Source organism: Phycicoccus avicenniae (assembly GCF_018139485.1).
GTDB classification, from domain to species: Bacteria; Actinomycetota; Actinomycetes; order Actinomycetales; family Dermatophilaceae; genus Phycicoccus; species Phycicoccus avicenniae.
The window spans coordinates 261,807-288,590 of record NZ_JAGSNF010000003.1; the positions used below are offsets into that span (position 1 = coordinate 261,807).

Below are 26,784 nucleotides of genomic sequence, written 5' to 3' on the forward strand. Positions count from 1 at the left end.
GCAGCGTAACGGCCCGTGTACCGTCTGACGGGTGAGCAGCGAGAACGGGGGAGGTGCGCCCAGCGGGGCCCAGGCGAAGACCGAGCGGCTGCTCAACCTCGTCCTCGTCCTGCTCTACACGCGGCGTCCGCTGTCCAAGGCGCAGATCCGCCGGCTCGTCCCGCAGTACGCCGCCAACGCCTCCGTCGAGGCCTTCGAGCGGATGTTCGAGCGGGACAAGGACGAGCTGCGCGAGCTCGGCGTCCCGCTCGTCACCGAGGACATCGACGCCCTCTGGGAGGACGAGCCCGGATACCGCATCCACCAGCGCGACTACGCCCTGCCGGACATCGCCTTCGAGCCCGACGAGCTCGCCGTCCTGGGGCTCGCGAGCCGCACCTGGGCGCAGGCCTCCCTCGCCGGTCCCGCCGCCCAGGCCCTGCGCAAGCTGCGCGCCGCCGGCGTCGAGCGCGACGCCGAGGCACTCATCGGGATCGAGCCGCGGCTGCGGACCACCGAGCCGGCCTTCGACGCCGTCAAGGACGCCGTGGTGCGCCGGGTGCGGCTGCGCTTCGGCTACCGCCGCCCCGAGGACGCCGAGGCGAGCGAGCGGCACGTGCAGCCGTGGTCGCTCGTGTCGTGGAACGGTCGGTGGTACCTCACGGCGTACGACGAGGACCGCGAGGCGCCGCGCGTCTTCCGGCTCTCCCGGATCTCCGGTGCGGTCCGCACCGTCGGGCGTCCCGGGGCCTTCGAGGTCCCCGAGGACCACGAGCCGCACGTCATGGCCCGCCGCGAGGGCACGCCGGCGACGCAGCCGAGCCCCGCCGTCGTCCGGGTGCGTCAGGGTGCGGGCCACAGCCTGCGCCGACGCGCCCGGACCGTCGGCGACGTCGACGACACGTGGTCGCTCCTCGACCTCGACTACCACGACCTCGACATGCAGGCCGAGGAGCTCGCGTCCTACGGCGCCGACGTCGTCGTCGAGCAGCCCCCCGAGCTCGTCGACGCGGTCGTGGAGCGCCTGCGCGGCGCCGTCCTCGCGCACGGGGGTGCCGTCCGGTGACGCCGCCGACGACCGAGAGCGCCACCGCCCGGCTCGGCCGGCTGCTCACGATGGTCCCGTGGCTCGTCAACCGGCAGGGCATCGACCTGCGCCGGGCCGCCGACGAGCTCGGGGTGAGCACCGACCAGCTCGAGGCCGACCTGCGGCTGCTCTTCCTCTGCGGCTACGGGCAGATGCCGGACGAGCTCATCGAGGCCGACTGGGAGGGCGGCCGGGTCTTCGTCGGGAACGCCGACGAGATCTCCCGCCCCCTGCGGCTCGGGGTCGACGAGGCGGTGACGCTCATCGTCGGCCTGCGGGCGCTGCGCGAGGTCCCGGGGCTCGACGAGCGCGACGCCGTCGACCGCGCCCTCGCCAAGCTCGAGAGCGCCGCCGGGGAGGCCGCCGCCCCCGCGAGCCGGGTCAGGGCGGAGGTCGGCTCGCGGGTCGAGGCGGACGTCCTGAGCCGCGTGCGGGGCGCGCTCGCGGACCACCGGCGCCTGCACCTGCGCTACGTCGTGCCCGCCCGCGACGAGGCGACCGAGCGCGACGTCGACCCGATGCGGGTCGTCGGGATGGACGGCGCCTGGTACCTCGAGGGATGGTGCCACCGCGCGGAGGACGTCCGGCTGTTCCGGCTCGACCGGATCGAGGACCTCGTCGTCCTCGACGTCGACGGCACCCCGCCGCAGCAGGCCCACGAGCGCGACCTGTCCGAGGGCACCTTCCGCCCGGCGCCCGACGACGTCACGGTCGTCCTGCGGTTGCTGCCCGGCGCGACGTGGGTCGCCGACCACTACGCGGTCGACGACGTCGAGGAGGTGCCCGCGTCCGAGGGCGGGGGCCTGCGGGTGTCCCTGCGGACCGCGGACACGGCCTGGCTGCGCCGGCTGCTGTGGCGGCTCGGCGGCGCCGGACGGGTCGAGTCCCCGGCCGACCTCGCCGCCGAGGTGCTCGGCGGGGCCGACGCCGCCCTCGCGGCCTACTCCCGGGCCTGACCGTGCTGCCGTGGTGGGGCTGGCTGCTGCTGTGGTCCGTGCTCGTCCTGGGCGGAGGCGTCGTCGTCTTCTTGCGGTTGCGCTCGCTCTGGCGCAGCGTCCGGGCGCTGTCCGCCGAGGTCTCCCGCGCGGGCCGCGTCGTCGCGGAGCTCGAGGCCGCCCTGGAGCGTTCCCCGGCGGTTCACCCACCGGACACGGCGGTCGCACAGGCGCCGCGGACGCTGCTGAGGCAGTATCGGAGCGAGCGGGCCCGACAGCGGGCGGACCGATCGGCACGACGTGCCGCGCGGATGCCGGCCTGGGCACGCGTAGACTGACCCACGACCTCGACACATCGAAGGGGATGGACCCACATGGGCAGGATCGGACCCACCGAGATCATCATCATCGCGGTGCTGATCATCGTCATCTTCGGCTGGAAGCGGCTGCCCGACGCGGCGCGCAGCATCGGCCGCTCGGCTCGCGTCTTCAAGTCGGAGGTCGACGAGATGAAGCGCGACAGCGAGGCGAGCAAGTCCGACGCCTCGGAGTCCACGGTCCGGGGTGAGTCGATCACCCAGGACCGCAGCGTCGACAACGTCGTCCGTCCCGACGAGGCCGGCAACGCCGTCCACGAGAAGCAGCCCCGGACCGACAACCAGTCCGGCCCGCGCGCCTGACCCCGGGACCACCCACCCTCCATGGCCCGGAAGCCCCGTAGCCCTCGCGACCCCGAGGGTCGGATGACGCTGGCGGAGCACTTCCGGGAGTTCCGTAGGCGTCTCTTCGTCGCCGCCGCGTCGGTGCTCGTGACGGCGATCGTCGCGGGCATCTTCTACGACCGGGTCTTCCAGTTCCTCACGGCGCCCTTCTACGCCTACGCCGACGCCAACCCGGACAACACGATCAGCCTGAACTTCGGCGAGGCCACCTCGGCGCTGTCCAACCTCATCAGCCTGTCGATCTTCGTCGGCGTCATCGTCTCGAGCCCGGTCTGGCTCTACCAGGCGTGGGCGTTCATCGTGCCCGGGCTGACCCGCAAGGAGAAGCGGGTCTCGCTGCTCTTCGTCGCGGCGACCGTCCCGCTGTTCCTCACGGGCTGCGCGCTGGCGTACGCGATCCTCCCGCAGAGCCTTCAGATCCTCTACGGGCTGAGCCCCGCCGGGACCTCGAACATCCAGCAGACGTCGATGTACTTCTCGTTCGTCACCCGCTTCATCCTCGTCTTCGGGCTCGGCTTCCTCTTCCCCGTCGTCCTCGTCGGGCTCAACGTCCTCGGCGCGATGCCGGCGGAGCGGCTCATCAAAGGCTGGCGGGTCGCCGTCGTCCTCATCTTCGTCTTCGCCGCCGTCGCCACCCCGACCGCCGACCCGTTCACGATGTTCGTCTTCGCGGCCCCGCTCACCCTGCTGTTCTTCGGGGCCTGGTTCGTCTGCCGGCTGCTCGACAAGCGCAAGGCGAAGAACCGGCCGGAGTGGCTCGACGTGTCGGACGACGAGGCCTCCTCGCTGTGACCCGGCTCGGGGTGCTCGTCAACCCCACCGCCGGCAAGAACACCGGACGCGCCGTCGGGGCCACGGCCCTGACCCTCCTGCGGGCCGCGGGCGCGGAGGTCGTCGACCTGTCCGCCGCCGACGGCCGCGGCGCCCTCGAACGGGCGCGCGCCGCGGTCGCGGCCGGAGGGCTCGACGCCGTCGTCGTCGTCGGCGGTGACGGGATGGTCCACCTCGGCGCCCAGGTGTGCGCCGGGACCGACGTGCCGCTCGGCATCGTCGCCGCCGGGACCGGCAACGACGTCGCGCGGGCCCTCGGCCTGCCGGTGCGGGACGCGGCCGCCGCCGTCGAGCGGGTCCTGGCGGGACGGACCCGTGCCGTCGACGCCGTGCGGCGGCAGGACCCGGGGCCGGACGGCAGCAGGTGGTTCGTCGGGGTGCTCGCCGCGGGGTTCGACGCCGTCGTCAACGAGCGGGCCAACGGCTGGCGGTGGCCGCGCGGCCAGGCGCGCTACACCCTCGCCGTCCTGCGCGAGCTGCCGGGGTTCCGGCCGATCCCGTACGTGCTGCACCTCGACGACCGGCGGCTCGAGACCGAGGCGATGCTCGTCGCGGTCGGCAACGGCCCGTCGTACGGCGGTGGGATGCGGGTGACGCCCGACGCGGCCCTCGACGACGGTCTCCTCGACGTGCTCGTCCTGCACCGTCTCCCGGTCGCGGAGTTCCTCCGCGTCTTCCCGCGGGTGTTCTCCGGGGGCCACCTCGGCCACCCGGCGGTCGAGGTGCACCGCGCGCGCCGGGTGCGGCTGGAGGCGACCGGCATCGTCGGGTACGCCGACGGCGAGCGGCTCGGCCCGCTGCCGCTCGACCTCGAGGTGGTCCCGGGCGCGCTGTCGGTGCTCGCCTGAGCGCTGACGTAGCCTGAGGACATGCCCAGTCCCGCCGAGCGGTACGCCGCGGCCCAGGCCCGCAGCCGCCGGGAACGCTCGGAGCTCGGCCGGTTCACCGCGGCGCTCGACTTCCCGCTCGACCCGTTCCAGATCGAGGCGTGCGAGGCGGTCGAGGCCGGTCAGGGGGTCCTCGTCGCGGCGCCGACCGGCGCGGGCAAGACGGTCGTCGGCGAGTTCGCCGTCCAGCTCGCCCTCGCAACGGGTCGCAAGGCGTTCTACACGACGCCGATCAAGGCGCTGTCGAACCAGAAGTACCACGACCTCGCGGCGACGCACGGCGCCGAGAACGTCGGGCTGCTCACCGGCGACAGCTCCGTCAACGGGGAGGCGCCGGTCGTCGTCATGACGACCGAGGTGCTGCGGAACATGATGTACGCGGGGTCCTCGACGCTCCTCGGGCTCGGCTTCGTCGTCATGGACGAGGTGCACTACCTCGCCGACCGGTTCCGCGGCGCCGTCTGGGAGGAGGTCATCATCCACCTCCCGGAGTCGGTGCAGGTCGTGTCCCTGTCCGCGACGGTGAGCAACGCGGAGGAGTTCGGCGACTGGCTCGCCGAGGTCCGCGGCAACCACGCCGTCGTCGTGTCCGAGCACCGACCGGTCCCGCTCTTCCAGCACATGACCGTCGGGACGACGATGTTCGACCTCTTCGCGGGCAACCGGGTGAACCCCGACCTGCTCCACGCCATCCGGGGCGCCGAGCAGCGCGGCCGCTTCGAGCAGGACACGGGACGGTCGAGCGGGCCGGGTGGCCGGCGGGGCGGAGGTCGTGGCGGTCACGGGGGACGTGGGGGCAAGGGCGGTCCCCGTGGCGGGCGCGCCGGCAAGGGCTTCTCGGACGGTCCGCAGCAGGCCCGCGGCTACACCCGGGGCAGCCGGCCCGGGGGAGGGGCGTCCCGGGCCGAGATGGTCGCCGAGCTCGACGCCGACGGCCTGCTCCCGGCGATCACGTTCATCTTCAGCCGGGTCGGCTGCGAGGCGGCGGTCGGCCAGCTCCTCGCGGCCGGCACCCGCCTCGTCACCGAGCGCGAGGGCGACCGCATCCGCCGGCACGTCGAGCAGCGCGTCGAGGCGCTCGAGGACGAGGACCTCGGGGTCCTCGGGTACTGGGACTTCGTCGAGGGGCTGACCCGTGGGTTCGCCGCCCACCACGCCGGGATGCTGCCGCTGTTCCGGGAGATCGTCGAGGAGCTGTTCACCGACGGACGGATCCGCGCGGTCTTCGCGACCGAGACCCTCGCCCTCGGCATCAACATGCCCGCGCGCACCGTCGTCCTCGAGAAGCTCGTGAAGTTCAACGGCGAGGCCCACGTCGACATCACGCCCGCCGAGTACACCCAGCTCACCGGGCGGGCCGGACGCCGCGGCATCGACGTCGAGGGCCACGCCGTCGTCCAGTGGAGCCGGGGGACCGACCCGATGGCCGTCGGCGGTCTCGCGACGACGCGCACCTACCCGCTGCGCTCGAGCTTCCGCCCGACGTACAACATGGCGGTCAACCTCGTCGCCCAGGTGGGCCGCGAGACCACCCGCGAGCTGCTCGAGACCTCGTTCGCCCAGTTCCAGGCCGACCGGGCGGTCGTCGGCATCGCGACGACGCTGCGCAAGAACGAGGAGGGCCTCTCGGGGTACGCCGAGGCGATGCACTGCGACCTCGGCGACTTCCGTGAGTACGCGCGGATCCGCCGCGAGCTCGCCGACGCCGAGAAGGACGGCCGCAAGCGACGGGCCGCCACCCGGCGGGCGGAGGCCGCCGTGTCGCTCGAGGCGCTGAGGGTGGGGGACGTCATCAGGATCCCCGCGGGACGGCGGGCCGGATGGGCCGTCGTCGTCCAGCCGGCGCGGACCGCGAAGGGCTCACCGAGCGGTCCGGGCGTCGTCACCGAGGACAAGCAGTTCCGGCGGCTGACGCTCGTCGACGTCCCCGAGCCGGTCGAGGCGATGGCCCGGGTCTCCGTCCCGAAGCACTTCAACCCCAAGTCCCCGAGGTCCCGGCGCGACCTCGCCGTGGCGCTGCGGGTGGCGACGCCCCACGGCCTCGAGGACGCCCCGTCGCGCCGGGGGCGCCCGGACGTCACCGCCCCCGAGCCCGACCTCGTCGACCACCTCCGGCGCGAGCTGAAGGACCACCCGTGCCACCAGTGCCCCAAGCGCGAGGACCACGCGCGCTGGGCCGAGCGCTGGTGGCGGCTCAAGCGCGAGACGACGGGCCTGCAGCGCCGCGTCGAGGGACGGACGAACACCGTCGCCCGCACGTTCGACCGGATCTGCGACGCCCTCGAGGACCTCGGCTACCTCGACGAGCGGGGCACCGTCGTCACCGAGCGGGGGGAGCGGCTGCGCCGGCTCTACACCGAGAAGGACCTCCTTGCCGCGCAGTGCCTCAGGTACGAGGTGTGGAAGCGGCTCGACGCGCCCGGGCTCGCGGCCGCGGTGTCGGCGCTCGTCCACGAGCCGCGGCACGAGGAGACCGACGTCCAGCCCCGCATGCCCACCGAGGACGTCGCCGAGGCCGTCCACGAGATGCAGCGGCACTGGTCGGACATCCACGACCTGGAGACCGAGCACGACCTGCCGACGACGTCGATGCCGGACGGTGGGATGGCGTGGATGGTGCACCGCTGGGCGTCCGGCGGCCGGCTCGAGGACGTGCTGCGGGGCCAGGACATCGCGGCGGGCGACTTCGTCCGGCGGTGCAAGCAGCTCGTCGACCTGCTCGACCAGGTCGGGGACGCCGCGAGCGACCAGGTGCTGCGCCGGACCGCGCGGCAGGCCGTCGACGCCGTGCGGCGCGGTGTCGTCGCCGCCGACCGGCTCGACTGAGCGAGCGCGGCCGGCAGCGGCCGTCACTCGCGGATGTCGCCGATGCGGATGTGGTTGCCGAACGGGTCCCGGATCGCGAAGTCGCGTCCGTAGGGCTGCTCGACGACCTCCTGCGTGACGTCCACCCCGGCGGCGACGACGCGGGCGTACATCTCCTCGACGTCGTCGCAGGTGAAGGCGAGCCAGCCGCCCCCGGCGCCCTTCGTGACGAGCGAGCGGATCTGCTCGGCGGTGGCCTCGTCGTGGGCGGGCACCCCGGGACGCTCGAGCAGGATCGACTTCGGGTCCCCGGGGACGCGCACCGTGAGCCAGCGCATCGGGCCGAAGTCCATGTCGGTGTCCACCTCGAGGCCGAGGACCTCGGTGTAGAACGTCAGGGCCTCGTCCTGGTCGAGGACGAAGATCGAGGAGATGTTGTTGCGGGTGAGCATGGGGTGCCTCTCGGAGCGAAGGATCGTGACGAGGAGGACGCTAGGGCCGCCGGCGCCGGGCCGCTTCTCCGAAAGTGCGGTTCGTGGACCGCGGGGCCGTACCGTGGCGCCGTGAGCGCCGCGAAGGAGGACCGGAACCGCCGCCTGCTGCGGGCCCGCGACACGATCGACCGGCACAGCACCGAGCCGCTCGACGTCGACGCCCTGGCGGCCGTGGCGTTCATGGGGCGGGCGCACTTCATCCGGGCCTTCAAGGCGGCCTTCGGCGAGACGCCGCACCGCTACCTCCAGCGGCGCAGGATCGAGCGGGCGATGACCCTGCTGCGGACGACGGACACCCCCGTCACGGACGTCTGCATGGCGGTCGGGTTCACGAGCCTCGGCACCTTCAGCCGGACCTTCTCCGACGTCGTCGGGGTGCCGCCGAGCGAGTACCGCCGGGGACCGGACCCCGCGACGGGGTTCGTCCCGACGGCGTTCCGGATGCGCTGGACCCGTCCGGTCAGTCGAGGCCGAGAGCGGTGAGCAGCCGGCCCACCGGGTTCTCGATGCCGTGCCGGGCGGCGAGCTCGTCGAGGGCGATGCGGTCGGCGACGACCGACGGGATGGCGACGTCGACGTCGGGCACGGCGGCGTCCCGGCGCACGCGGACGACGTCGGGAGCGACGTCGAGGTAGTCCGCCACCGCCTCGAGGTTGGTCCGCCGGGCGCCCTTGATGGCCGGGTCGCCCCCGTCGACGGCCTCGCGCAGCGCGGCGAGCGACCCGTACTGCGCGATGAGCGTCGCGGCCGTCTTGTCGCCGATGCCCTTGACGCCGGGCAACCCGTCACTCGTGTCCCCCCGCAGGACGGACATCTCGAGGTAGCCCTCGCCGGAGGTCACGCCGTACTTCTCGGCGAGGGCGGCCTCGGTGAAGACGTCGGGCTCGCGGACGCCGCCCTTGCCGGTGTAGAGGACACGGACCTCGTGGGCGTCGTCGACGAGCTGGAGCAGGTCGCGGTCACCGGTGACGACGTCGACCGGCATGACGCCGTGGTGCGTCGTCGTCAGGGTGCCGATGACGTCGTCCGCCTCGCACTCGGGCACCCCGATCCGGGGGATCCCGACGGCGGCGAGGACGTCACGGATGAGCGGCACCTGCGGGGTGAGGTCGTCGGGGCTCTCCTCGGCGGTGTCCGAGCCGTCGGTGAGCCGGTGGGTCTTGTAGGTCGGCACGAGGTCGACCCGCCACTGCGGTCGCCAGTCGTCGTCCCAGCACGCGACGAGGTGCGTCGGCCGGTGCGCGGTGACGAGCGTCGCGATCATGTCGAGGAAGCCGCGCAGGGCGTTCGTCGGGGTCTCGTCGGGGGATTCCCGCCGGTCCGGCACCCCGTAGAACGCGCGGAAGTACAGCGAGGCGCTGTCGAGCAGCAGCAGCTTCTGCGGGCGGGTCGTCTCGCGCGGCATGGCGCCGAGCCTAGGGGAGGCTCACGCCGCGCGGGTGTCGGCCTCGCGCAGCACGACGATCGGCGCGCGGGCGACCCAGGCGTCGATGGAGGAGGCCTGGCGCGAGTACCAGGGCTGGACCCGCCACACCTCGCGGACGACGTGCCGCCGCTCGTCGGGGTCGGTGATCTCGTGCGCGACGACGTCGACGTCCCGGCCGCGCAGGTGCAGCCGGGCGCGGGGGTCGGCCCGCAGGTTCGCGAGCCAGTCCCGCCGGCCCGGGGTCCCGGTGATGACGAGGCGGCCGTCGGCGACGACGTACCAGATCTCGATCCGGGACTCCCGTCCGCTGCGGCGACCCCGGGTCGTCAGCTCGCAGGTGGCGGACTCGGGCAACGTCGTGACATCCATGGAAGGAGCCCATCACCTCAGGTTCACTTGAGGTCAAGCCGAGGACGAGGTACGGACGTCCGGCCCGTGGATCGGCGGCTGCCGAGGGGGAGCGGCGCCCACTAGTCTGGCCGCGTGGAAGACCTCGACCGCCGCATCGTCGACCTCCTCACCGGGGACGGCCGGATGAGCTACACCGACCTGGGCAAGGCGCTCGGGATGTCGACCTCCGCCGTCCACCAGCGGGTCCGCCGGCTCGAGGAGCGCGGGGTCATCACCGGCTACACGGCGACGGTCGACCACCGCGAGCTCGGGCGGGAGCTCACGGCGTTCATGTCGGTCACCCCGCTCGACCCCGCCGCGCCGGACGACATCCCGCAGCGGCTGCACGACATCCCCGAGATCGAGGAGTGCCACTCGGTGGCCGGCGACGAGAACTACATCCTCAAGATCCGGGTGGCCACCCCGCAGAACCTCGAGGAGCTCATCGCGCGGATCCGGGGGTCGGCGCACGTCTCGACCCGGACGACGGTGGTGCTCTCCACGCCCTGGGAGTGAGACCTGCCGGGGCGGCCGGTCAGGCGCGCTCGGGGTGGGCCAGGGCCCGTCGCCGGTCGTCGACCGCGGCAGGGGCCCGGAGGAAGATCCCGGACGCCGGCTTCGGCGCGAAGAAGGTGCTCTTGGCCGGCACGACCTCCCCGGCGTCGGCGATGGCCGTGACCGCCGCGAGCCCGGGGGCGGGCGGGATGACGAGGGCGCCGCCGTCCGCGTCGCACGCCGCGACGAGGACGTCGGTGAGCTCACGCACCGGCTCGACGGACGTCCCCGGCGGCAGGTGGTCCAGGACGAGGGCGTGCAGCAGGGAGACGTCCAGGCCTGCCGCGCCGCCCGGGCGCACGCCGGTGAACCGCGCGCCGTACCAGCGGCCCCCGAGGTAGACGGCGCTCCCGGAGCGCGCGGCGTCCCGGGCGTCGGCCGCCGGGCGCACCTCGAAGTCGCGTTCGAGGAGCGTGAGGAACGCCTGCGGGTCGAGCGGACCGTGGACCCACCGGTCGAAGGACTCCAGCCGCAGACCACCGAGGGAGTAGACGGCGCAGAGGACCCCATGACCCGGCGCACGTCCGGAGCGCTCCCACACCCGGAGCGCGGCCGCGACCCGGTGGTGCCCGTCGGCGATGTAGTGCAGGCCCGTCTCGAGCTCGCGGCAGAGCTCCTCGGTGCTCGCGCCCGGGGGTACCTGCCACACCGTCTGCTGCGTCCCGTCAGCCCCTGGGACGTCGAGCAGTGGGGGTGAGACGAGGGCGTCCGCGACCGCCCGCTCGGCCACCGGACCGGCGTGGTGCATGGTGCTCACGAGGTCGACCCGTTGCGGGACCGACTCGAGGTAGTGGGAGAGGGCCTCGACGCGGTCGGCCTGGACCTCCTCGTGGCGCAGGACCCGGCCCGCGACGAAGACCTCGGGAGTGATGTCGCAGACGATGCCGACGTGGTCGGCGACCGGGGTGCGCTGCCGGTAGACGTACACCGCGGGGGCCATCGCATCGTACGCCTCCGGCCGGACCGGACGAGGACCGGACCGGGCGGCCACCGCGGTCTCGGCCATCGCGGCCACCTCGCCGGCCGCGGCGTCGGGGCGGACGAGCCAGGCCGCGAAGGGGTGCACGGACCCGGAGGTCATCGGGGGCGGCTCGGTCACCGGCACAGCGTACGGACACCCGGGCCGGTCCTCGACCGACCACGGTCACCCGGCGAGCCGCGTCTCCTGGTCCTCCACGACGAGGACGCCGTTGAGCGCGGCCCCGAGGCGCATCCCGGCCCCCGCGGCGAGGACGACCTGGCTCATCGGGTCGACGACGTTCCCCGCGGCCCAGACCCGGGGGAGGGCGGTGCGTCCGACGGGGTCCGCCTCGACGTGACGGGCGAGGACCGTCCCGCCCATCTCGAGGTCGAGCACGGCGAGCCCGAGGCCGTCGAGGAGGGCCGAGCGGGGCTCGACGAACGAGGCGACGACGACGGCGTCGGCCGGGACGACCCCGGCGGCCGTCTCGAGCCCGACCAGGGTGCCGTCGCACTCGACGACCCCGGTGGCGGGTCCCTCGTGGACCGGGACGTCGAGGCGGGCCAGCCGGTCGCGGGCCGCGTCGTCGAGGGCGTCGGCGTCGTGGGCGAGAACCGCCAGCCGGTCGGTGAGCTGCCCGAAGAGGCCGACCTGGTGCATGGCCGCCGGGCTCGCCGCGAGGACGACGACGCGCTGGTCGCGCACCTCCCAACCGTGGCAGTAGGGGCAGTGGACGACCCCGCGCCCCCAGTGCCGGGCCAGGCCGTCGACCTCCGGCAGCCGGTCGACCGCTCCGGTGGTCACGACGAGGTGCCGGGCCCGATGGACGTCGCCCGCTGCCGTCCTCACGGTGACGGCGTCGTCGTCCGTGGTCGCCGAGACGGCCTCGGCGGTCACGACGCGACCGCCGTAGGACTCGAGCTCGGCGCGGCCGCGGGCCAGGAGCTCGAGCGGGGGGACGCCGTCGTGGCCGAGGAAGCCGTGGACCCCGTCGGCGGGGGCGTTGCGGGGCTCGGCGGCGTCGAGGACGAGGACCGAGCGGCGGGATCGGGCGAGGACGGTCGCGGCGGACAGCCCGGCGGCGCCGCCTCCGACGACGAGGACGTCGACGGTCGGGGACGCATCGGTCACGGACGACGTGGGGGAGGTGGGGGTGCTCATGGTTCGAGCGTGCGGCGCCGCCGACCGACGTGGCAAACTCCGTTGCCATGACGGCAAACCTCGACCCGCTCGCCGTGGGGCATCGGCTGCGCGACCTGCGGACCCGGCGGCGGCTCACCCTCGCGGAGGTCGCCCGGGACAGCGGGGTCTCCGTGAGCACCCTCTCCCGGCTGGAGTCGGGCAAGCGTGGGGCCACGCTCGAGCACCTCGTGCCGCTCGCCCGCGTCTACCGGGTGACGCTCGACGAGCTCGTCGACGCGCCGGACTCCGCGGACCCCCGCGTCCACCTGCGGCCGGTCGACCACGCGTACGCCACGGTCATCCCGCTGACCCGACGGGTCGGCGGTCCCCGCTCGTTCAAGATGGTGCTCCGTCCCGACGGCCGCGAGCCCGACCCCCGCAGCCACGAGGGCTACGACTGGATCTACGTCCTCGACGGCCGGCTGCGGCTCGTCCTCGCGGAGCACGACGTCGTCCTCGGGGTCGGCGAGGTCGCGGAGTTCGACACCCGCACGCCGCACTGGTTCGGCTGCGCGGACGACCGCCCCGTCGAGCTACTGAGCATCATGGGCCCGCAGGGGGAGCGGATGCACGTCCGGGCCCGCCCGAAGCAGGCGCGCTCCTAGCGAGCGATGTCGGCGACGGTCGCGCCGGTGACCCGCAGCAGGTCGGCGGGGGCGAGGCCGAGGTCGAGGCCGCGCCGTCCCCCCGAGACGTAGACGACGTCGTACAGCTCGGCGGTCTCGTCGACGACGGTCGGCAGCGGACGCTTCTGCCCGACGGGGGAGATCCCGCCGACGACGTAGCCGGTCGATCGCTCGGCGTCCTCAGGGCGCGCCATCGTCACCTTCTTCACCCCCAGCGCCGCCGCCATCCCCTTGAGGTCGAGCGACCCCGCGACGGGGACGACGCCGACCGCGAGGCCGTCGCCGGTGTCGACGAGCAGCGTCTTGAAGACCTGCTCCGGCGGCTGGCCCAGCACGGCAGCCGCCTCGAGCCCGTAGGACGGCGCGGCCGGGTCGTGCTCGTACGGGTGCTGGGTGAACGCGACCCCGGCATCGGTGAGCGCGACGGTCGCGGGGGTGCCGGACGGCGCGCGACGGGCCATGCGGACCAGGCTACGGGCCTCAAGCGAGGTCGGCAGCGGAGGCGGCCCGGCTCGCACCGGCCCCGGCGAGGGCGGCCTCGTGCGCGGCGTCGAGGTCCGTGTTGCGGCGCCACCAGTCCTGCCCCTCCTCGGCGAGGGTGTAGATCGGGTCGTAGTAGACGTACTCGCGCGAGAGCGCCTCGGTGTCGTCACCCTCGATCGAGGTGCGGTAGTTCTTCCGCCAGTAGGACATCCCGGTGGTCGTCTCGTAGCTGTGCACCTGGTGCACCCAGCGCTTGCCGACGAACGGGACGTCGCAGACGATGCGCGGCGTCGCGAAGCCGGGCAGGTAGCCCATGATGTCGTGCTGCAGCTCCTGGGCCTCGGCGAGCGAGAGCCGCCAGTGCTCGGAGAACGGGATCATGTCGCACATGTAGAAGTAGTACGGCGTGATGGTCGCGCCGTCCTGCAGGGCGAAGCAGAGGTCGAGCAGCGCCTCGGACGAGTCGTTGACACCCCGCATGAGGACGCCCTGGTTGCGGACGTCGCGCACGCCGGCCTCGAGCATGGCCCGGGCGGCGTCGGCGACGAGCGGGGTGACCGACTGCGCCGCGTTGACGTGCGTGTGGATGGCGAGCGAGACGCCGCGGGAGCGGGCCTTGGCCGACACCCGGCCGACGCCCTCGACGACGTCGGGCTGCAGCCAGTGCTGCGGCAGCCCCATGAGCGCCTTCGTCGCGAGCCGGACGTCGCGGACGTTCTCGACGTCGAGCAGCCGGTCGAGGAAGGACTCCAGGCCCTTCCACGGCATGTTCGCGACGTCACCGCCGGAGACGACGACGTCCCGCACGCCGGGGGTGCGCCGCAGGTAGTCGAGCATCGCCTCGTGGCGGTCGACGGGCTTGCCGGCGAGCTTGAGCTTGACGACCTGCGGGGTGGAGTTGCCGACGAGGTCCATCCGGGTGCAGTGGCCGCAGTACTGGGGGCACGTCGGGAGCAGCTCGGCGAGCACCTTCGTCGGGTACCGGTGGGTCAGGCCCTCGACGGCCCACATGTCGTGCTCGTGCAGGCTGTCGCGTGCGGCGAACGGGTGGCTCGGCCAGTCGGTGCGCCGGTCGGAGAAGACGGGGAGCATGTAGCGGCGCACCGGGTCGGCGTAGAACGCCTCGGTGTACGCGGCACCCGCGGACGGCACGTCGCCGTCGGTCGACGGGACCATCGTGTTGAGCATCTGCGGTGGCAGGAGCATCGACATCGTCGCCCGCTCGGCCTGGTCGCGCTCGAGGTCGGCGTAGAAGCGGTCCTCGAGGAGGTCGCCCATGACGGCCCGCAGCTGCCCGACGTTCTTCACGCAGTGGGCGCGCTGCCACTGGGCACTCTCCCAGTCGGCGGAGGTCACGTCGCGCCACCCGGGGAGCCGGGTCCAGTCCGGCTCGACGAGCGGCTGGCGCCGGTAGACGTAGGGCTGCTCGATGGTCGTCATACGTGGCACGATACGGGACGAGCCACGCTTACGACACGTCCAGGCCGCAAGAACTCCTGCGGCGCGTCGCCGGACAAGGAGGATTTCGTGCGCACCACGCCCAGCTCACCCGTCGGCCTGCACCGGGTGATCGAGCCCGCGGGAGCCTCGCTGCCGCAGGCCGCCGCCGTCCTCGACGCCGGTCCGGACCTGTGGCCCAACGAGGTGCGCATCGACGTCGAGACCCTCAACCTCGACGCCGCGTCCTTCCGCCAGCTCACGGAGAAGCACGGCGGCGACGGAGTCGCGGTGCGTGCCGAGGTGCTCGACATCGTCGCGGCGCGCGGCAAGATGCAGAACCCGGTCACGGGGTCGGGCGGGATGCTCGTCGGGACGGTCGCCGAGGTCGGCCCGGAGTCGCCGCTCGGGCTCGCGGTCGGGGACCGGGTCGCGACGCTCGTGTCGCTCTCGCTCACACCGCTCGTCCTCACCGACGGTCTCGAGCGGTGGGACGGACGGTCCGAGCGGGTGCCGGCGCAGGGGACCGCCGTGCTCTTCGGCCGGTCCATCGCCGCGCGGCTCCCGGAGGACCTCTCGCCCGACCTCGCCCTCATGGTCATGGACGTGTGCGGGGCGCCGGCGCTCGTCTCGCGGGTCGTGCGCGAGCACCTCGAGCGCGGGAGCGCCCCGACGGTCGCGGTCCTCGGCGCCGCCGGCAAGTCCGGGTCGCTGTCCCTCGCCGCGGCCGCCGCCTCCGGGGCCGGGCTCCGGATCGGGGTCGTCCCGACCGAGGCCGAGGCCGAGACGCTGCGTGGCACCGGGCTCGCGGACGTCGTCGTCGCCGACGCACGGTCACCGCTCGGGCTCGCCGAGGCGGTGACGGCCGCGGGGGGCCCTGCCGACGTCACCGTCGTGTGCGTCGACGTCCCGGGCTGCGAGCAGCCCGCGGTGCTCGCCACGGCGCAGGGCGGCACCATCGTGTACTTCTCGATGGCGACGAGCTTCGCGGCCGCGGCGCTCGGGGCCGAGGGGCTCGCGGCCGACGTGCGGATGCTCGTCGGCAACGGCTACGTCCCCGGGCACGCCGAGTACGCCCTCGACCTGCTCCGCGGGTCCGACGCCGTCCGGGCCCTGTTCGAGGCGCGGCTCGCGGAGGACTGAGCCCGCGGCGGCCCTGACGTTTGTCACCCGCGACGGGTGACGGTCGTCGCTACCGGGCCGTGCCGGGCCGCACCACAGTGGGGCCATCGACAGCCCGCCGCCCCCGGGGTGGCCCGACCCACCGGAGTCCCCGTGCACCCGTCCCTCGACGCCGTCGGCGTCACCTTCCGCTTCGCCGGCGCCGACGCACCGGCCCTCGACGACGTCTCGCTGCGGGTCGACCCCGGCGAGTACGTCGCCCTCCTGGGTCCCAACGGCGCCGGGAAGACGACCCTCATCGGCATGGTGACGGGGCTGCGGGTCCCGGACCGGGGCACGGTGCGGGTCTGCGGCGGCGACCCGACGTCGGCCCGGACCCGTCTGCGGCTCGGCGCCGTCCTCCAGGACACCGCCTTCCCGCGGCACCTCACGGTCCGCGAGCTCGTCGAGGGCGCGGCGGTCCGCTCGGGTGTCCCGCGCGGGCGGGCCGCCGGTGTCCTCGAGGAGGTGGGCCTGGACGACCTCGCCCGTCGGCGCAGCGGCAAGCTCTCCGGAGGGCAGCGGCGTCGGCTCCAGCTCGCCCGGGCCCTCGTCGCCGACCCGGCCCTGCTCGTCCTCGACGAGCCGACCGAGGGCCTGGACGCCGCCGCCCGGCGCGACTTCTGGCGCAACCTGACGGCCCGGCGGGACGCCGGCATGGCGGTGCTGCTCACGACGCACATCGTCGAGGAGGCGGGGGCCGTCGCCGACCGGGTGAGCGTCATCGCCGGAGGGCGCGTGGTCGCCGACGAGTCCCCGGCCTCCCTCACCGGCCGCCTCGCCGACCGCACGGTGTCCGTGCGCACGGCCCTCCCGGCGGCCGTCGTCCGCGACCTGCCCGGCGTCCTGCGGGTCGAGGAGACCGCGGGCCGTCTCGTCGTCGTCACGACGAGCCCCGAGGCCGTCGTCCGCAGGGTCCTGCACGACGACCCCACCGCCCACGACCTCCGCGTGGAGGCCGCCAGTCTCGAGGAGGCCGTCATGGCCGCGACCGATCGGATGAGCGCATGACCACCGTCGACACTCCCGTCACGGCCGCCACAGCGGCCACCGCCACCCGTGCACCCTCCACGCTCGCGCTGCTCGGCGCCGAGGTCAGGGACGAGCTGAAGCAGGTCTACCGCGAACCCGCGGCCCTGTTCTTCAGCGTCCTCATGCCCGTCGCCTTCTTCGCCTTCTTCAGCGCGATGTTCGGCGGCGAGACGGCCGGGGTCGGTGGCCTCCCGGTCGGGACGACGATGCTCGCGACGTTCGGTGCCTACGGGGTCCTCGGTGCGACGATGCTCACCCCGGGGATCGGTCTGGCCGAGGAGCGGGAGCGCGGGTGGCTCGACGTCGTCAAGGTGTCCCCGGTGCCCGTCCCCCTGACCCTGCTCGCCAAGGTCGTCGCGACCCTGCCCTACTGCGTGGGGATCCTCGGGGCGATGACCGCGACGGCCGCGGCACTCGGGGTGCTCCGGATCGGCGTCGGCCAGTGGCTCCTGCTGCTCGCGGCACTCCTCGTCGGCAGTCTGCCCTTCGCCCTCATCGGCCTCGCCGTCGGCGCCCGGGCCTCGGGCAACGCGACGACGGCCGTCCTCAACGCGTTCGTCATCCCGATGGCGATCGCGGGGGGCCTGTGGTTCCCGCTCGAGATGCTGCCGGGCTGGATGGGGTCCGTCGCGCAGTTCCTGCCGACCTACCACCTCTCCCGGCTGGCCCTCGGCCCGCTGGAGGGCGGGGCCGCGACCGGCTCGATCGGGCACGCCGCGTACCTGCTCGGCTTCGCCGTCGTGGCCGGCGCCGTGGCCGCGGTGGCGTACCGTCGTCCCGCACGATGAAGGAGCGCCCGTGAGCGACGCCGCAGCACCCTCCCGCCGCCCCGCCTGGGCGCCGCGTGGCGAGCTCGTGCACCTCGTGTGGGTGTCGAACCTGCTGTGGCAGCCGGTGTTCGACCCGGCGTCGTCCTGGGTGTCCTGGACGGTCGTCGGGGTGGCAGCCACTCTCATGGTCGCGTTCTTCGTCGCCTCCTACCACCCCGATCCGCGCTTCCGGAGCGGCGCCCTGTACGGCACGACCGGCCTCGGGGTCGTCGTGACGATGGTGAACATCGGGGCGGCCGTCTTCTTCGTCTACGCCGGCGCCATCGCGGTGCGCCAGCGGGGGCGACGCCCGATGCGCTGGCTCGCCGGGCTCACGGTGGCCATCGCCGTCCTGTCCGTCGTCACCTTCGTCCCGTGGCCCTACAGCCTCTTCGGGGTGCTGCCGTGCGTCGTGCTGCTCTGGGTCATCGGCCTGCAGACCCGAGCCGCCATGCTGCAGCAGGTCGAGGCGGAGCGGCTGCGCATCGACAACGTTCGGATCGAGCAGCTGGCGACGGCCGCCGAGCGGGAGCGGATCGCCCGCGACCTCCACGACCTGCTGGGCCAGCAGCTCACGGGGGTCGTCGTCCGCAGCCAGCTCATCCAGTCCCTCGCCGCCGCTGCCCCCGATGAGGCGGCGGAGGAGGCCCGGCTGCTCGAGTCCGAGGCCCGGGACCTGCTCGACCAGGTGCGGCGGACCGTCGGTGGGCTCAGCGAGGTGAGCCTCGTGGACGAGGTCGAGGGCGCCCGGCGCTCGCTCGGGGCCGCCGGGATCGAGGCCGCGTTCGAGGTCCCGACCGGGGAGGGGCCCCACCCGCTCGTCGAGCGCTCGCTCGCGCTCGCGCTGCGGGAGTCGGTGACCAACCTCATCCGGCACTCGGAGGCCACCCGCTGTCGCGTCGTCCTCGCCTCCGCGGACGGCCTCTGGCGCCTCGAGGTCGCGGACGACGGGGTCGGCGGGAACGAGGCCGAGGGCAACGGGCTGCGGGGGATGCGCGAGCGGGTGGCCGCCGTCGGGGGCTCGGTCGAACGCTCCGGGGAGCGCGGCACGCGGATCGTCGTGACGGTGCCGGCATGAGCGACGCGTCCGGACCGTCGCGCCGGGTCACCGTGGTCGTCGCGGAGGACCAGGGGATGATCCGCGACGCCTTCGCCCGCCTGCTCGACCTCCAGCCCGACGTCGAGGTCGTCGCGCGCGCCGAGGACGGTGCGGAGGCGATGCGGCTCGTCGAGCGGCTGCGGCCCGACATCGTCCTCACCGACATCGAGATGCCGGGCACGAGCGGGCTCGACCTCGCCGAGCAGGTGGCCTCGGCCGACGTCCCGACGAGGGTCGTCATCCTCACGACCTTCGCGCGGCCGGGGTACCTGCGGCGGGCCCTCGACGCCGGGGTGGCCGGCTACGTCCTCAAGGCGGCCCCGGTGGACGAGCTCGTGTCGGCGTTGCGGCAGGTGGCGTCGGGGCGGCGCGTCGTCGCGCCGGAGCTCGCCGTCATGGCCTGGGACGCCCCCGTCGAGCTCACCGAGCGGGAGCGGGACGTCCTGCGCGTCGTCGAGACCGGCGTGCCGAACCGGGAGGTCGCGGCGACGCTGCACCTCGCCGAGGGGACGGTGCGCAACTACCTCTCGGAGGCGATGCAGAAGCTCGGCGCCCGGAACCGGGCCGAGGCCGCGGGGAAGGCCCGGGAGCGTGGCCTGCTCTGAGCGGGTCTTGCGCCTGCGGGCGCGTCGCCGCCGCATAGGGTGGCGCCGTGCCGACGACCCTGTACCGCCACGGACGCGTGTGGACGCCGGACCATCCTGCCGCCACCGCGCTCGTCGTCGGTGACGACGGCCGGGTCGTGTGGCTCGGGGACGAGGCGCGGTCGTCGGGTCACGCCGACGCCGTCGACGCGGTCGTCGACCTCGACGGGGCGCTCGTCGTCCCCGGGTTCGTCGACGCCCACGCGCACGTCTCGCACACCGGGCTCGGGGTACGTGGGGTCGACCTCGCGGGAACGCGGACGGTGACCGAGGCCCTCGACCTCGTCGCCGCGGCCGCCCGTCGGGACCCGAGCCGGCCGGTGTTCGCGCACGGCTGGCAGGAGCAGGACTGGACGCGGGAGCGGACGATGACCGCGGCCGAGCTGGACCGGGCGTCCTCGGGCGGCGTCGTCTACGCGTCGCGGATCGACGGGCACTCGGCGGTCGTGTCGAGCGCCCTCGTCGCGCTGTGCGGGGCGGACTCGCTCGACGGGTGGTCCGAGAGCGGCTTCGTCGTACGGGACGCGAAGAACGCGGCCCGCGCGGCCTACGACGCGTCGAGACCGTCGGGGGAGCGGCGGGCGGACGTCGAGGTGGCGCTGCGTGCCGCCGCCGCCCAGGGCATCGTCGCCGTCCACGAGTGCGGCGGGCCGCTGCTCACCTCCGCCGAGGACTTCGCCGACGTCGTGGACCTCGGCCGGCGCGCCGACCTCCCCGCGACCGTCGGCTACTGGGCCGAGGCGGTGACCGACCCGGAGCAGGCGCGGGCGCTCGTCACGCTGCACGGGGCGCGCGGGCTCGGCGGAGACCTCAACATCGACGGGTCGATCGGGTCGCACACCGCGCTGCTGCGGGACGGGTATGCGGACCGCCCGGACTGCCACGGCACGGCGTACCGGGACGTGGCGTCGGTGCGCGACCACGTCGCGGCGTGCGCGGTCGCCGGGGTGCAGAGCGGCTTCCACGTCATCGGGGACGCGGGGATGGACCTCGTCCTCGAGGGGTACGTGCGGGCGGCGGAGCTCGTCGGGGAGGACGTCGTCCGGGCGTCGCGTCCGCGCCTGGAGCACGCCGAGATGGTCGACGCCGCGGGGACGGCGACGATGGCCCGGCTCGGGATCGGCGCGAGCGTGCAGCCGGCGTTCGACTGGTACTGGGGCGGGCGCGAGGGGATGTACGCCGAGCGGATGGGCGCCGACCGCGGGGCCCACACGAACCTCCTCGCCGACCTCATCGCGGCGGGGGTCCGGGTGGGGCTCGGATCGGACTCGCCGGTCACGCCGTTCTCGCCGTGGGTGGCCGTCCGGGCCGCGGTCGAGCACCGGGAGCCGTCGCAGCGGATCAGCGCCGAGGCCGCGCTCGAGGCGCACACTGTCGGCGGGTGGTCGCTGGCGGGGGAGCGGGGCGGGGTGCTGTCCGTCGGCGCGGTCGCGTCGTTCTCGGCGTGGGACGTCCCGGAGCGGGGTCCCGGCGGGCTGCCGGTCCTCGGCGGAGGCGCGCCGCTGCCCGACTGCCGTCTCACCGTCCGCTCCGGGGTGGTCCTCCATGCCCGCACGGCGTGAGCCGAGGCCGGAGCCGCAGTTCCGTCCGGCCCGGGTGGACGACGTCGAAGCCCTCGTCGCCGTGGAGCGGGGTGCCTCGCTCGCCGCGCTCGGTCACATCTTCCCGCCGGACGAGTACCCGTACCCGACCGACGACATCCGGGCGCGGTGGCTCGTCGTCCTCGCCGACCCGTCGGTGACGACGCTGCTGCTGGAGAGCGAGGAGCGACCCGGTGAGGTCGTCGCCTTCGTCGCGTTCGACGCCGACCGGATCCGTCACCTCGCCGTCCACCCGCGGCACTGGCGCCACGGCCACGCCCGCCGCGCCCTCGACGTCGCAACGGCACGCATGGAGACGCCGACGCTCTGGATGCTCGAGCAGAACCACCGGGCCCGCGGCCTCTACGAGCACCTGGGCTGGGTACCCACCGGCCGCTCCCGTCCCGCCGAGTTCCCGCCCCATCCGACCGAGATCGAGCTCGCCCACCGCCCGTGACGGGTGGAAGCACCATCGGCAACCCGACCTGGGTGCGCTGATCGCGTCAGAAGGGGATGAGCTCGGGGACGTCGCGGGTGGTCGGAGCCGGGAACTCAGGCTGCGGCTCGGTGTCGGGACCACGACGGGCGGGGAGAAGTCAGGGTTCGGGCTCGGTGGTGCGGGTGCGACCGCCCGGGCCGTGCCAGGTGAGAGTGGCGGTCGCGGGGTCGAGCACCGGGCGCCATCGGGTCTGCTGCTTCATCCGGTGATGTCGGCGGCAGAGCGCGACGAGGTTCTGTGGGCTCGTCCGGCCCTCCGGCCACGGCCGGCTGTGGTCGAGGTCGCAGTGGACGGCGGGACGGGTGCAGCCCCACATCCGGCAGGTGCCGTCACGGGTCGTCACGTGCTCCCGCATCCGGGGTGGCGGGGTGTACGCCGAGCTCGTCGTCGAGGTCAGCACCCCGGTCTCCGCGTCCAGGACGGCCCGGCCGACACTCATCGGGACGCTCGCGAGGAGGGACGCCATCGTGGCGGCGTCGACCCAGCCCAAACCGGGGACCGCGGCACCGGAGACCATCACTCCGGCCACACCGGGCGCGGCGGCGCCGGAGGGGACGGGCGCGAGGTCGCGGCTGCGTCCGTCGACGGTGAGCATCGGACCCCAGCCGGTGTCGACGGTGTGCTCGTCGTGGTCGGTCACCGGGTGGCGGGACAGCTCGGCCCGCGAGGCGGGGGTGAGGTCGCCGTAGCGGACCTCCGCCCCGGTGTCGGCGTCGAGGAACGTCTCGTCATCACCGTGCTCGACCTCGACCCAGCCGGTCTCGTCGAGGAAGGATGCGGCGTCGCCGGTGACGACCGGGACGCCGAGGGTCACCTGAGCGGTGACGCGGACGTCGCGCAGCATCAGGTCCACGAACGCGTCGGCGCGGGACTCCGCGACGGTCAGCGTGTCGTCGACCCGGCGGTACTCCGCGGCGAGCGTGTCGACCGCCGACCAGGCGGCAACGCTCGTCGCGGTCGGCACGGTCGCGCACCACTCGGTCAGGCCGTCCTCCCCGGGTCGCACCTCGACCGACCGCCCCCGCCGGGACGCGGCGACGTGAGCCTGCACCTGGTCCGCGGCCACGCGGGTCGCCGTCGCACGGGCCTGCGCGGCGACGCGCGCCGGGTCCATCTGCGGGAGACGGCCGGCGAGCGCGCCGTCGACGAGGTGGCAGGCGTCGTGGTCCAGGCCGGCACAGGCGTCGAGCACCTTGTGGGCCGTGGCGGAGCCGACCTCGCCGTCGAGGACGAGACGCTGCAGGATGGGAAAGCGGTCGGCGAGCGCCGCCCCGAGCCGGACCTTCCGCTGGGCCAGCCCTTCGGTGACTCCCGTCGCGAGCGAGACCTCCGCGGCGGCCATCCCGTCGACGAAGCCGACCGGGTGCACCCGCTCCCATGGCCGCGACTCGTGGACGGTGAACTCCACCCGCGCGCCCCACGCCGCGACAGCGGCCTGCGCGCCCTCGGCGGCGTTGACGAGACCCTGCAGCTCTCCCGCGGCCGCGAACGCCTCGTCCGGCGTCATCGACGCCCCCGACGCCGCGAGCTCCCGACCCAGCGCCGCGCACTCCGCGCGCAGAGCCGCGATGCGGCTGCTGACATCCCCCCGGTCCATGCCTCGAGTATACTCGAACACGTGTTCGAACACCAGGGTTCGTCCACAGATCTGCGGGTCGCCAGGGGGTCCGCCGGGGGCGTCACCCGCGCCGCTGCGCCTCCCACTCGGACCGCAGCATCGCGTACGTGTAGCCGTCGACCCAGCCGAGCTCGGCGTGCCACGAGTCCTCGACGCCGTGCTGCTCACGCCGCATCCCGACCCGCTCGAGGACCCGCCACGAGGCGGTGTTGTCCGCGAAGCAGCCGGCCGTCACCCGGCGAACCCCGAGGTCGTCGAAGGCGATCGACAGCAGCCGCCGCGCCATCTCCGTCCCCACGCCGCGACCATGGAACTCCGGCGCGACGAGGTACCCGATGAGTCCCCCCGTGGCGCGCGGAGCGCGTTCCTCGTCCTGCGTCATGCCGTCGCCGACGTCGACGGACCCGGTCGCCACGACCCGACCGTCGAGGACGCCGACGACGGACGTCGTCGTGCCCGGGTCGGCGAGCCGGGCACGCATCTCATCGGCGGTCGTCCGGGTCCGCAGCATCCACCGGGTCATCCGGGGGTCGGCGCGCCACCGCATCAGCTCGTCGACGTCGCGGGCGGCGGTGGGTCGGACCACGAGGTCGGAGGCGGGGGAGGGGTTATCGCTCATCGGGGCCGAGCCAACCACGCCGACACCCAGCCGGCGACCGGCTTTCGCACCGGACGACGGCACCGCCACGCGCCCGGACGCATCCGGCGACGACAAGTTCTCCCGCCCCAGCCGTGCTCAGCCGCAAGTCCTTGCGTCCGGTTGCTATCTTGGCGAGGTGTCTCCACGCTCGCACGCGCTCCTCGACCTCGACCCGGCGGTCGTCCGCCGGGCCCGCAGCCTCGCCCGGAAGGCCGGCAAGCCGGTCGTCGACCTCGCGACGGCGCACACGACGGTCTCGGTCGAGCGGGCGACGCTGCGGCTCGCCGGGCTGACCGGCGCCGACCACGACGGCACCCCGTGGGTCAACCACCTCGTCGACGCCGTCCGCGCCGAGGTCGGCCTCGAGCACGGCGTGACGACCCCGGTGTGGGACGCCCTGCGCCGCGACGCCGCCCCCGACCTGCTCACCCTCGCCCAGAAGGCGAGCAGCGGGGGAGTGACCTTCCGGCTCCCCGACGGCAAGGACGCCACCGCGGCACGCAAGGCCGCGCGCAAGGACGTCGCCGCCGGGGTCCGCACCCTCGACCGGCAGCACGCCGCCCGAGACCGGTTCGTCCGGAAGGTCGGCGACGCCCCGCGCACGCCCTGGATCTACCTCATCGTCGCGACCGGCGACATCCACGAGGACATCCCGCAGGCCCGCGCCGCCGCGCACGCCGGCGCCGACGTCATCGCCGTCATCCGCTCGACCGGCCAGAGCCTCCTCGACTTCGTCCCCGAGGGCGCGACCCGCGAGGGCTACGCCGGCACGTACGCCACCCAGGAGAACTTCCGCCTCATGCGGGCGGCCCTCGACGAGACGAGCCGCGAGCTCGGCCGGTACGTCCGGCTCACGAACTACGCCTCCGGCCTGTGCATGCCCGAGATCGCGGTCCTCGCCGGGCTCGAGCGGCTGGACATGATGCTGAACGACTCGATGTACGGGATCCTCTTCCGCGACATCAACCCGATCCGCACCTTCGTCGACCAGCGGTTCAGCCGCCAGGTCCACGCCCGCGCCGGGATCATCATCAACACCGGCGAGGACAACTACCTCACGACCGCCGACGCCGTCGAGGCCGCGCACACCGTCACCGTGAGCCAGCTGCTCAACGAGTACTTCGCGAAGGAGGCCGGCCTCGAGGACTGGCAGCTCGGGCTCGGGCACGCCTTCGAGATCGACCCCGAGGTGCCGCAGTCCTTCCGCCTCGAGCTCGCCCACGCCCTCCTCGCCCGCCAGCTCTTCCCGAAGGCGCCGCTGAAGTGGATGCCCCCGACGAAGCACATGACGGGCGACGTGTTCCGCGGCTACCTCCTCGACGGCTTCTTCAACCTCGTCGGGGCGATGACCGGCCAGGGCATCCTCCTCGTCGGGATGATGACCGAGGCCGTCGTCACCCCGTGGATCAGCGACCGCGACCTCGCCCTGCAGAACGTCCGGTACGTCATGGACGCCGCCGGCGGGCTCACCGAGGACTTCCACCCGCCGCGCGACGGCTTCGTCCAGACCCGCGCCCGCGAGGTGCTCGACGAGGCGGTCGGCCTGCTCGAGGGCATCGTCTCCGACACCTCCGCGAAGGGCTCCACCTACCCGCAGCCGCTGCTCGCCGCGATCGCCGACGGCACGTTCGGCGCGATGAAGCGGCCGCCGACGGCCGGCAAGGGCCTCGACGGCGTCGCGGTCAAGGCCGACGACTACGACAACCCGGCGATCACCCTCCTCGAGGAGGGGAGCACCCGATGAGCGCAGACCTCGTCCGCCCGTACGGCGACACGACCGGCGACGGCATGGTGCAGACGTCCTTCACCCTGCCGCTGCCGCACGACAAGCGCGCCGAGGGCGCCGCCCTCCAGCTCGCCGCGAAGATGGGGATGAGCCCGGCCCTCCTGGTCCACGCCAAGCCGATGGGCCCGGACTTCACCTTCTTCGTCGTCTACGGCTCGGTCACCCACCTCGTCGACCTGCGCGAGGTCCACGTCGTCGAGCGCGAGTACCCGCTGCTGTCCTCCGCCGACGTCAACCAGGCGATCCGCAGCCACCTCCAGCGCAAGCTCGTCGTCGTCGGGGCGTGCATCGGCACCGACGCGCACACCGTCGGCATCGACGCGATCCTCAACATCAAGGGGTTCGCGGGGGAGAAGGGGCTGGAGTACTACCGGGAGATGACCGTCGTGAACCTCGGCGCCCAGGTCCTCGTCCCGGACCTCGTCGAGGCCGCCCGCGAGGTGCAGGCCGACGCCGTCCTCGTCTCCCAGGTCGTCACCCAGCGCGACGCCCACATCCACAACACGACGACGATGTCCGCGGCCTTCCGCGAGGCCTTCCCGACCGGTCAGGTCCCGCTGCTCGTCGCCGGTGGCCCCCGCTTCGAGGAGGGCTCGGCCGCCACGCTGGGCGTCGACCGGGTGTTCGGCCGCGGCACGACCCCGGGCGAGGTCGCGTCCTACCTCGTCCACGAGCTCGTCACCTCCCGCACCCGCCCCGACCCCCGAGGAGCCCAGCGATGACGACGGCCGAGGTCGGGACGACCGTCACCCACCGCCGCTACGTCCCGTACAGCCACGCCCACTACGCGGGGAACCTCGTCGACGGGGCGTACAGCCTCGCCGCGTTCGGCGACGTCGCCACCGAGATGTGCATCCGCACCGACGGCGACGAGGGCCTCTTCGCCTCCTACTCCGACGTCCAGTTCGTCGCGCCCGTCCGGGCCGGTGACGTCATCGAGGTCGAGGCCCGGATCGTCCGCGTCGGGACCCGGTCGCGGGAGATGGAGTTCGAGGTGCGGGTCGTCGGACGCGGCGCCCCGGAGCGGGGGGAGTCGGCGGCCGACGTCCTCGACCCGCCGCTCGTCGCCACGACCGCCCGCGGGGTGGTCGTCGTGCCCCCAGCCGGGTGACCTAC

The 26,784-nt window shown here is 74.1% G+C and carries 29 protein-coding genes; 20 read left to right on the forward strand and 9 right to left on the reverse strand.

What is annotated here, in order from left to right:
• Window positions 1-31 precede the first annotated feature (31 nt).
• The 7 genes from KC207_RS03205 to KC207_RS03235 all read left to right on the forward strand — a co-directional run bounded on the left by KC207_RS03205 (window position 32) and on the right by KC207_RS03235 (window position 7,267).
• Window positions 32-1,045 carry a helix-turn-helix transcriptional regulator gene (locus tag KC207_RS03205; RefSeq protein ID WP_211601449.1) on the forward strand — a complete coding sequence of 338 codons (1,014 nt, stop codon included), beginning with the start codon at window positions 32-34 and terminating at the stop codon, window positions 1,043-1,045.
• On the forward strand, window positions 1,042-2,022 hold the full coding sequence (locus KC207_RS03210; RefSeq protein ID WP_249138520.1) for a helix-turn-helix transcriptional regulator: 981 nt from the start codon (window positions 1,042-1,044) through the stop codon (window positions 2,020-2,022). Before KC207_RS03205 ends, KC207_RS03210 begins: the two co-directional genes overlap by 4 nt.
• A 2-nt stretch (window positions 2,023-2,024) precedes the next feature.
• The gene (locus KC207_RS03215) at window positions 2,025-2,339 is read left to right on the forward strand and encodes a hypothetical protein (RefSeq protein ID WP_211601450.1); all 315 of its coding nucleotides are present in this window, start codon (window positions 2,025-2,027) and stop codon (window positions 2,337-2,339) included.
• Window positions 2,340-2,375: 36 nt separating this feature from the next.
• Window positions 2,376-2,681, forward strand: a complete 306-nt coding sequence (gene tatA / locus KC207_RS03220; protein ID WP_211601451.1) for a Sec-independent protein translocase subunit TatA — start codon at window positions 2,376-2,378, stop codon at window positions 2,679-2,681.
• A 63-nt stretch (window positions 2,682-2,744) separates the two neighbouring features.
• The gene (tatC, locus tag KC207_RS03225) at window positions 2,745-3,515 is read left to right on the forward strand and encodes a twin-arginine translocase subunit TatC (RefSeq protein WP_211601452.1); all 771 of its coding nucleotides are present in this window, start codon (window positions 2,745-2,747) and stop codon (window positions 3,513-3,515) included.
• Window positions 3,512-4,402: a YegS/Rv2252/BmrU family lipid kinase gene (locus KC207_RS03230; RefSeq protein ID WP_211601453.1), complete on the forward strand. Its 891-nt coding sequence runs from the start codon at window positions 3,512-3,514 to the stop codon at window positions 4,400-4,402. The genes tatC and KC207_RS03230 overlap by 4 nt, the downstream gene beginning before the upstream one ends.
• A 21-nt stretch (window positions 4,403-4,423) precedes the next feature.
• Window positions 4,424-7,267, forward strand: coding sequence for a DEAD/DEAH box helicase (locus KC207_RS03235; RefSeq protein ID WP_211601454.1), 2,844 nt, complete (start codon window positions 4,424-4,426; stop codon window positions 7,265-7,267).
• 23 nt (window positions 7,268-7,290) lie between these two features.
• Here the strand turns inward: KC207_RS03235 and KC207_RS03240 are convergent, their stop codons facing one another.
• On the reverse strand, window positions 7,291-7,698 hold the full coding sequence (locus KC207_RS03240; RefSeq protein WP_211601455.1) for a VOC family protein: 408 nt from the start codon (window positions 7,696-7,698) through the stop codon (window positions 7,291-7,293).
• Window positions 7,699-7,809: 111 nt separating this feature from the next.
• Between KC207_RS03240 and KC207_RS03245 the strand changes: the two genes are divergently transcribed.
• Window positions 7,810-8,223 (forward strand): helix-turn-helix domain-containing protein, encoded by a 414-nt coding sequence (locus tag KC207_RS03245; RefSeq protein ID WP_211601456.1) that lies wholly within the window; start codon window positions 7,810-7,812, stop codon window positions 8,221-8,223.
• Here KC207_RS03245 and KC207_RS03250 read toward each other — a convergent pair.
• Together KC207_RS03250 and KC207_RS03255 are read right to left on the reverse strand one after the other, a co-directional pair.
• On the reverse strand, window positions 8,201-9,145 hold the full coding sequence (locus KC207_RS03250; RefSeq protein ID WP_211601457.1) for a 5'-3' exonuclease: 945 nt from the start codon (window positions 9,143-9,145) through the stop codon (window positions 8,201-8,203). The genes KC207_RS03245 and KC207_RS03250 overlap by 23 nt on opposite strands.
• Before the next feature lie 21 nt (window positions 9,146-9,166).
• Window positions 9,167-9,535, reverse strand: a complete 369-nt coding sequence (locus KC207_RS03255; RefSeq protein WP_211601458.1) for a nitroreductase/quinone reductase family protein — start codon at window positions 9,533-9,535, stop codon at window positions 9,167-9,169.
• 114 nt (window positions 9,536-9,649) lie between these two features.
• Between KC207_RS03255 and KC207_RS03260 the strand changes: the two genes are divergently transcribed.
• Complete coding sequence (locus tag KC207_RS03260) at window positions 9,650-10,072, forward strand: Lrp/AsnC family transcriptional regulator (RefSeq protein ID WP_211601459.1); 423 nt, start codon at window positions 9,650-9,652, stop codon at window positions 10,070-10,072.
• A gap of 19 nt (window positions 10,073-10,091) precedes the next feature.
• On the opposite strand, the gene KC207_RS03265 is transcribed toward KC207_RS03260, so the two are convergent.
• A complete protein-coding gene (locus KC207_RS03265) occupies window positions 10,092-11,210 on the reverse strand; it encodes a DUF1015 family protein (RefSeq protein ID WP_211601460.1) in 1,119 nt (372 codons plus the stop codon).
• 45 nt (window positions 11,211-11,255) lie between these two features.
• Window positions 11,256-12,233 (reverse strand): NAD(P)/FAD-dependent oxidoreductase, encoded by a 978-nt coding sequence (locus KC207_RS03270; protein ID WP_211601461.1) that lies wholly within the window; start codon window positions 12,231-12,233, stop codon window positions 11,256-11,258.
• Between the two features lie 47 nt (window positions 12,234-12,280).
• Between KC207_RS03270 and KC207_RS03275 the strand changes: the two genes are divergently transcribed.
• Window positions 12,281-12,859, forward strand: a complete 579-nt coding sequence (locus KC207_RS03275) for a helix-turn-helix domain-containing protein (RefSeq protein WP_211601462.1) — start codon at window positions 12,281-12,283, stop codon at window positions 12,857-12,859.
• Here the strand turns inward: KC207_RS03275 and ybaK are convergent.
• Both ybaK and KC207_RS03285 read right to left on the reverse strand, forming a co-directional pair.
• Window positions 12,856-13,341 (reverse strand): Cys-tRNA(Pro) deacylase, encoded by a 486-nt coding sequence (ybaK, locus tag KC207_RS03280; RefSeq protein ID WP_211601463.1) that lies wholly within the window; start codon window positions 13,339-13,341, stop codon window positions 12,856-12,858. The two genes, KC207_RS03275 and ybaK, sit on opposite strands and share 4 nt — an antisense overlap.
• Window positions 13,342-13,360: 19 nt before the next feature.
• Window positions 13,361-14,803: a KamA family radical SAM protein gene (locus KC207_RS03285; protein ID WP_211601464.1), complete on the reverse strand. Its 1,443-nt coding sequence runs from the start codon at window positions 14,801-14,803 to the stop codon at window positions 13,361-13,363.
• 87 nt (window positions 14,804-14,890) lie between these two features.
• Here KC207_RS03285 and kdd point away from each other — a divergent pair, with 87 nt between their 5' ends.
• From kdd to KC207_RS03320, 7 genes are all read left to right on the forward strand, one after another.
• A complete protein-coding gene (gene kdd, locus KC207_RS03290) occupies window positions 14,891-15,943 on the forward strand; it encodes an L-erythro-3,5-diaminohexanoate dehydrogenase (RefSeq protein ID WP_211601465.1) in 1,053 nt (350 codons plus the stop codon).
• A gap of 132 nt (window positions 15,944-16,075) precedes the next feature.
• Entirely contained in the window at window positions 16,076-16,972 is an 897-nt protein-coding gene (locus KC207_RS03295; RefSeq protein ID WP_211601466.1) for an ABC transporter ATP-binding protein, read from the forward strand.
• Window positions 16,969-17,781, forward strand: coding sequence for an ABC transporter permease (locus tag KC207_RS03300; protein WP_211601467.1), 813 nt, complete (start codon window positions 16,969-16,971; stop codon window positions 17,779-17,781). Before KC207_RS03295 ends, KC207_RS03300 begins: the two co-directional genes overlap by 4 nt.
• A 10-nt stretch (window positions 17,782-17,791) precedes the next feature.
• The gene (locus KC207_RS03305) at window positions 17,792-18,880 is read left to right on the forward strand and encodes a sensor histidine kinase (protein WP_211601468.1); all 1,089 of its coding nucleotides are present in this window, start codon (window positions 17,792-17,794) and stop codon (window positions 18,878-18,880) included.
• Window positions 18,877-19,506, forward strand: a complete 630-nt coding sequence (locus tag KC207_RS03310; RefSeq protein ID WP_211601469.1) for a response regulator transcription factor — start codon at window positions 18,877-18,879, stop codon at window positions 19,504-19,506. The genes KC207_RS03305 and KC207_RS03310 overlap by 4 nt, the downstream gene beginning before the upstream one ends.
• 47 nt (window positions 19,507-19,553) lie before the next feature.
• Window positions 19,554-21,107 carry an amidohydrolase gene (locus tag KC207_RS03315; protein ID WP_211601470.1) on the forward strand — a complete coding sequence of 518 codons (1,554 nt, stop codon included), beginning with the start codon at window positions 19,554-19,556 and terminating at the stop codon, window positions 21,105-21,107.
• Window positions 21,108-21,141: 34 nt separating this feature from the next.
• Entirely contained in the window at window positions 21,142-21,582 is a 441-nt protein-coding gene (locus tag KC207_RS03320) for a GNAT family N-acetyltransferase (RefSeq protein WP_211601471.1), read from the forward strand.
• Window positions 21,583-21,721: 139 nt separating this feature from the next.
• On the opposite strand, the gene KC207_RS03325 is transcribed toward KC207_RS03320, so the two are convergent.
• Both KC207_RS03325 and KC207_RS03330 read right to left on the reverse strand, forming a co-directional pair.
• Entirely contained in the window at window positions 21,722-23,221 is a 1,500-nt protein-coding gene (locus KC207_RS03325) for an HNH endonuclease signature motif containing protein (RefSeq protein WP_211601472.1), read from the reverse strand.
• An 82-nt stretch (window positions 23,222-23,303) separates the two neighbouring features.
• Entirely contained in the window at window positions 23,304-23,861 is a 558-nt protein-coding gene (locus KC207_RS03330; protein ID WP_211601473.1) for a GNAT family N-acetyltransferase, read from the reverse strand.
• A 157-nt stretch (window positions 23,862-24,018) separates the two neighbouring features.
• On the opposite strand from KC207_RS03330, the gene kamD reads away from it, so the two are divergent.
• The 3 genes from kamD to kal are packed head-to-tail and all read left to right on the forward strand — an operon-like array spanning window position 24,019 to window position 26,779.
• On the forward strand, window positions 24,019-25,626 hold the full coding sequence (gene kamD / locus KC207_RS03335) for a lysine 5,6-aminomutase subunit alpha (RefSeq protein ID WP_211601474.1): 1,608 nt from the start codon (window positions 24,019-24,021) through the stop codon (window positions 25,624-25,626).
• Window positions 25,623-26,390: a lysine 5,6-aminomutase subunit beta gene (gene kamE / locus KC207_RS03340; RefSeq protein ID WP_211601475.1), complete on the forward strand. Its 768-nt coding sequence runs from the start codon at window positions 25,623-25,625 to the stop codon at window positions 26,388-26,390. Before kamD ends, kamE begins: the two co-directional genes overlap by 4 nt.
• Window positions 26,387-26,779 carry a 3-aminobutyryl-CoA ammonia lyase gene (gene kal, locus KC207_RS03345; RefSeq protein ID WP_211601476.1) on the forward strand — a complete coding sequence of 131 codons (393 nt, stop codon included), beginning with the start codon at window positions 26,387-26,389 and terminating at the stop codon, window positions 26,777-26,779. Before kamE ends, kal begins: the two co-directional genes overlap by 4 nt.
• Window positions 26,780-26,784 lie beyond the last annotated feature (5 nt).

What these genes read in the sequence shown, in the direction of transcription:
- tatA (WP_211601451.1), top strand. Translation starts at nt 2,376, where the DNA reads ATGGGCAGGATCGGACCCACCGAGATCATCATCATCGCGGTGCTGATC.
- tatC (WP_211601452.1), top strand. Translation starts at nt 2,745, where the DNA reads ATGACGCTGGCGGAGCACTTCCGGGAGTTCCGTAGGCGTCTCTTCGTC.
- KC207_RS03235 (WP_211601454.1), top strand. Translation starts at nt 4,424, where the DNA reads ATGCCCAGTCCCGCCGAGCGGTACGCCGCGGCCCAGGCCCGCAGCCGC.
- KC207_RS03240 (WP_211601455.1), bottom strand. Translation starts at nt 7,698, where the DNA reads ATGCTCACCCGCAACAACATCTCCTCGATCTTCGTCCTCGACCAGGAC.
- KC207_RS03250 (WP_211601457.1), bottom strand. Translation starts at nt 9,145, where the DNA reads ATGCCGCGCGAGACGACCCGCCCGCAGAAGCTGCTGCTGCTCGACAGC.
- KC207_RS03255 (WP_211601458.1), bottom strand. Translation starts at nt 9,535, where the DNA reads ATGGATGTCACGACGTTGCCCGAGTCCGCCACCTGCGAGCTGACGACC.
- KC207_RS03270 (WP_211601461.1), bottom strand. Translation starts at nt 12,233, where the DNA reads ATGAGCACCCCCACCTCCCCCACGTCGTCCGTGACCGATGCGTCCCCG.
- KC207_RS03275 (WP_211601462.1), top strand. Translation starts at nt 12,281, where the DNA reads ATGACGGCAAACCTCGACCCGCTCGCCGTGGGGCATCGGCTGCGCGAC.
- ybaK (WP_211601463.1), bottom strand. Translation starts at nt 13,341, where the DNA reads ATGGCCCGTCGCGCGCCGTCCGGCACCCCCGCGACCGTCGCGCTCACC.
- KC207_RS03285 (WP_211601464.1), bottom strand. Translation starts at nt 14,803, where the DNA reads ATGACGACCATCGAGCAGCCCTACGTCTACCGGCGCCAGCCGCTCGTC.
- KC207_RS03300 (WP_211601467.1), top strand. Translation starts at nt 16,969, where the DNA reads ATGACCACCGTCGACACTCCCGTCACGGCCGCCACAGCGGCCACCGCC.
- KC207_RS03310 (WP_211601469.1), top strand. Translation starts at nt 18,877, where the DNA reads ATGAGCGACGCGTCCGGACCGTCGCGCCGGGTCACCGTGGTCGTCGCG.
- KC207_RS03325 (WP_211601472.1), bottom strand. Translation starts at nt 23,221, where the DNA reads ATGGACCGGGGGGATGTCAGCAGCCGCATCGCGGCTCTGCGCGCGGAG.
- KC207_RS03330 (WP_211601473.1), bottom strand. Translation starts at nt 23,861, where the DNA reads ATGAGCGATAACCCCTCCCCCGCCTCCGACCTCGTGGTCCGACCCACC.
- kamE (WP_211601475.1), top strand. Translation starts at nt 25,623, where the DNA reads ATGAGCGCAGACCTCGTCCGCCCGTACGGCGACACGACCGGCGACGGC.
- kal (WP_211601476.1), top strand. Translation starts at nt 26,387, where the DNA reads ATGACGACGGCCGAGGTCGGGACGACCGTCACCCACCGCCGCTACGTC.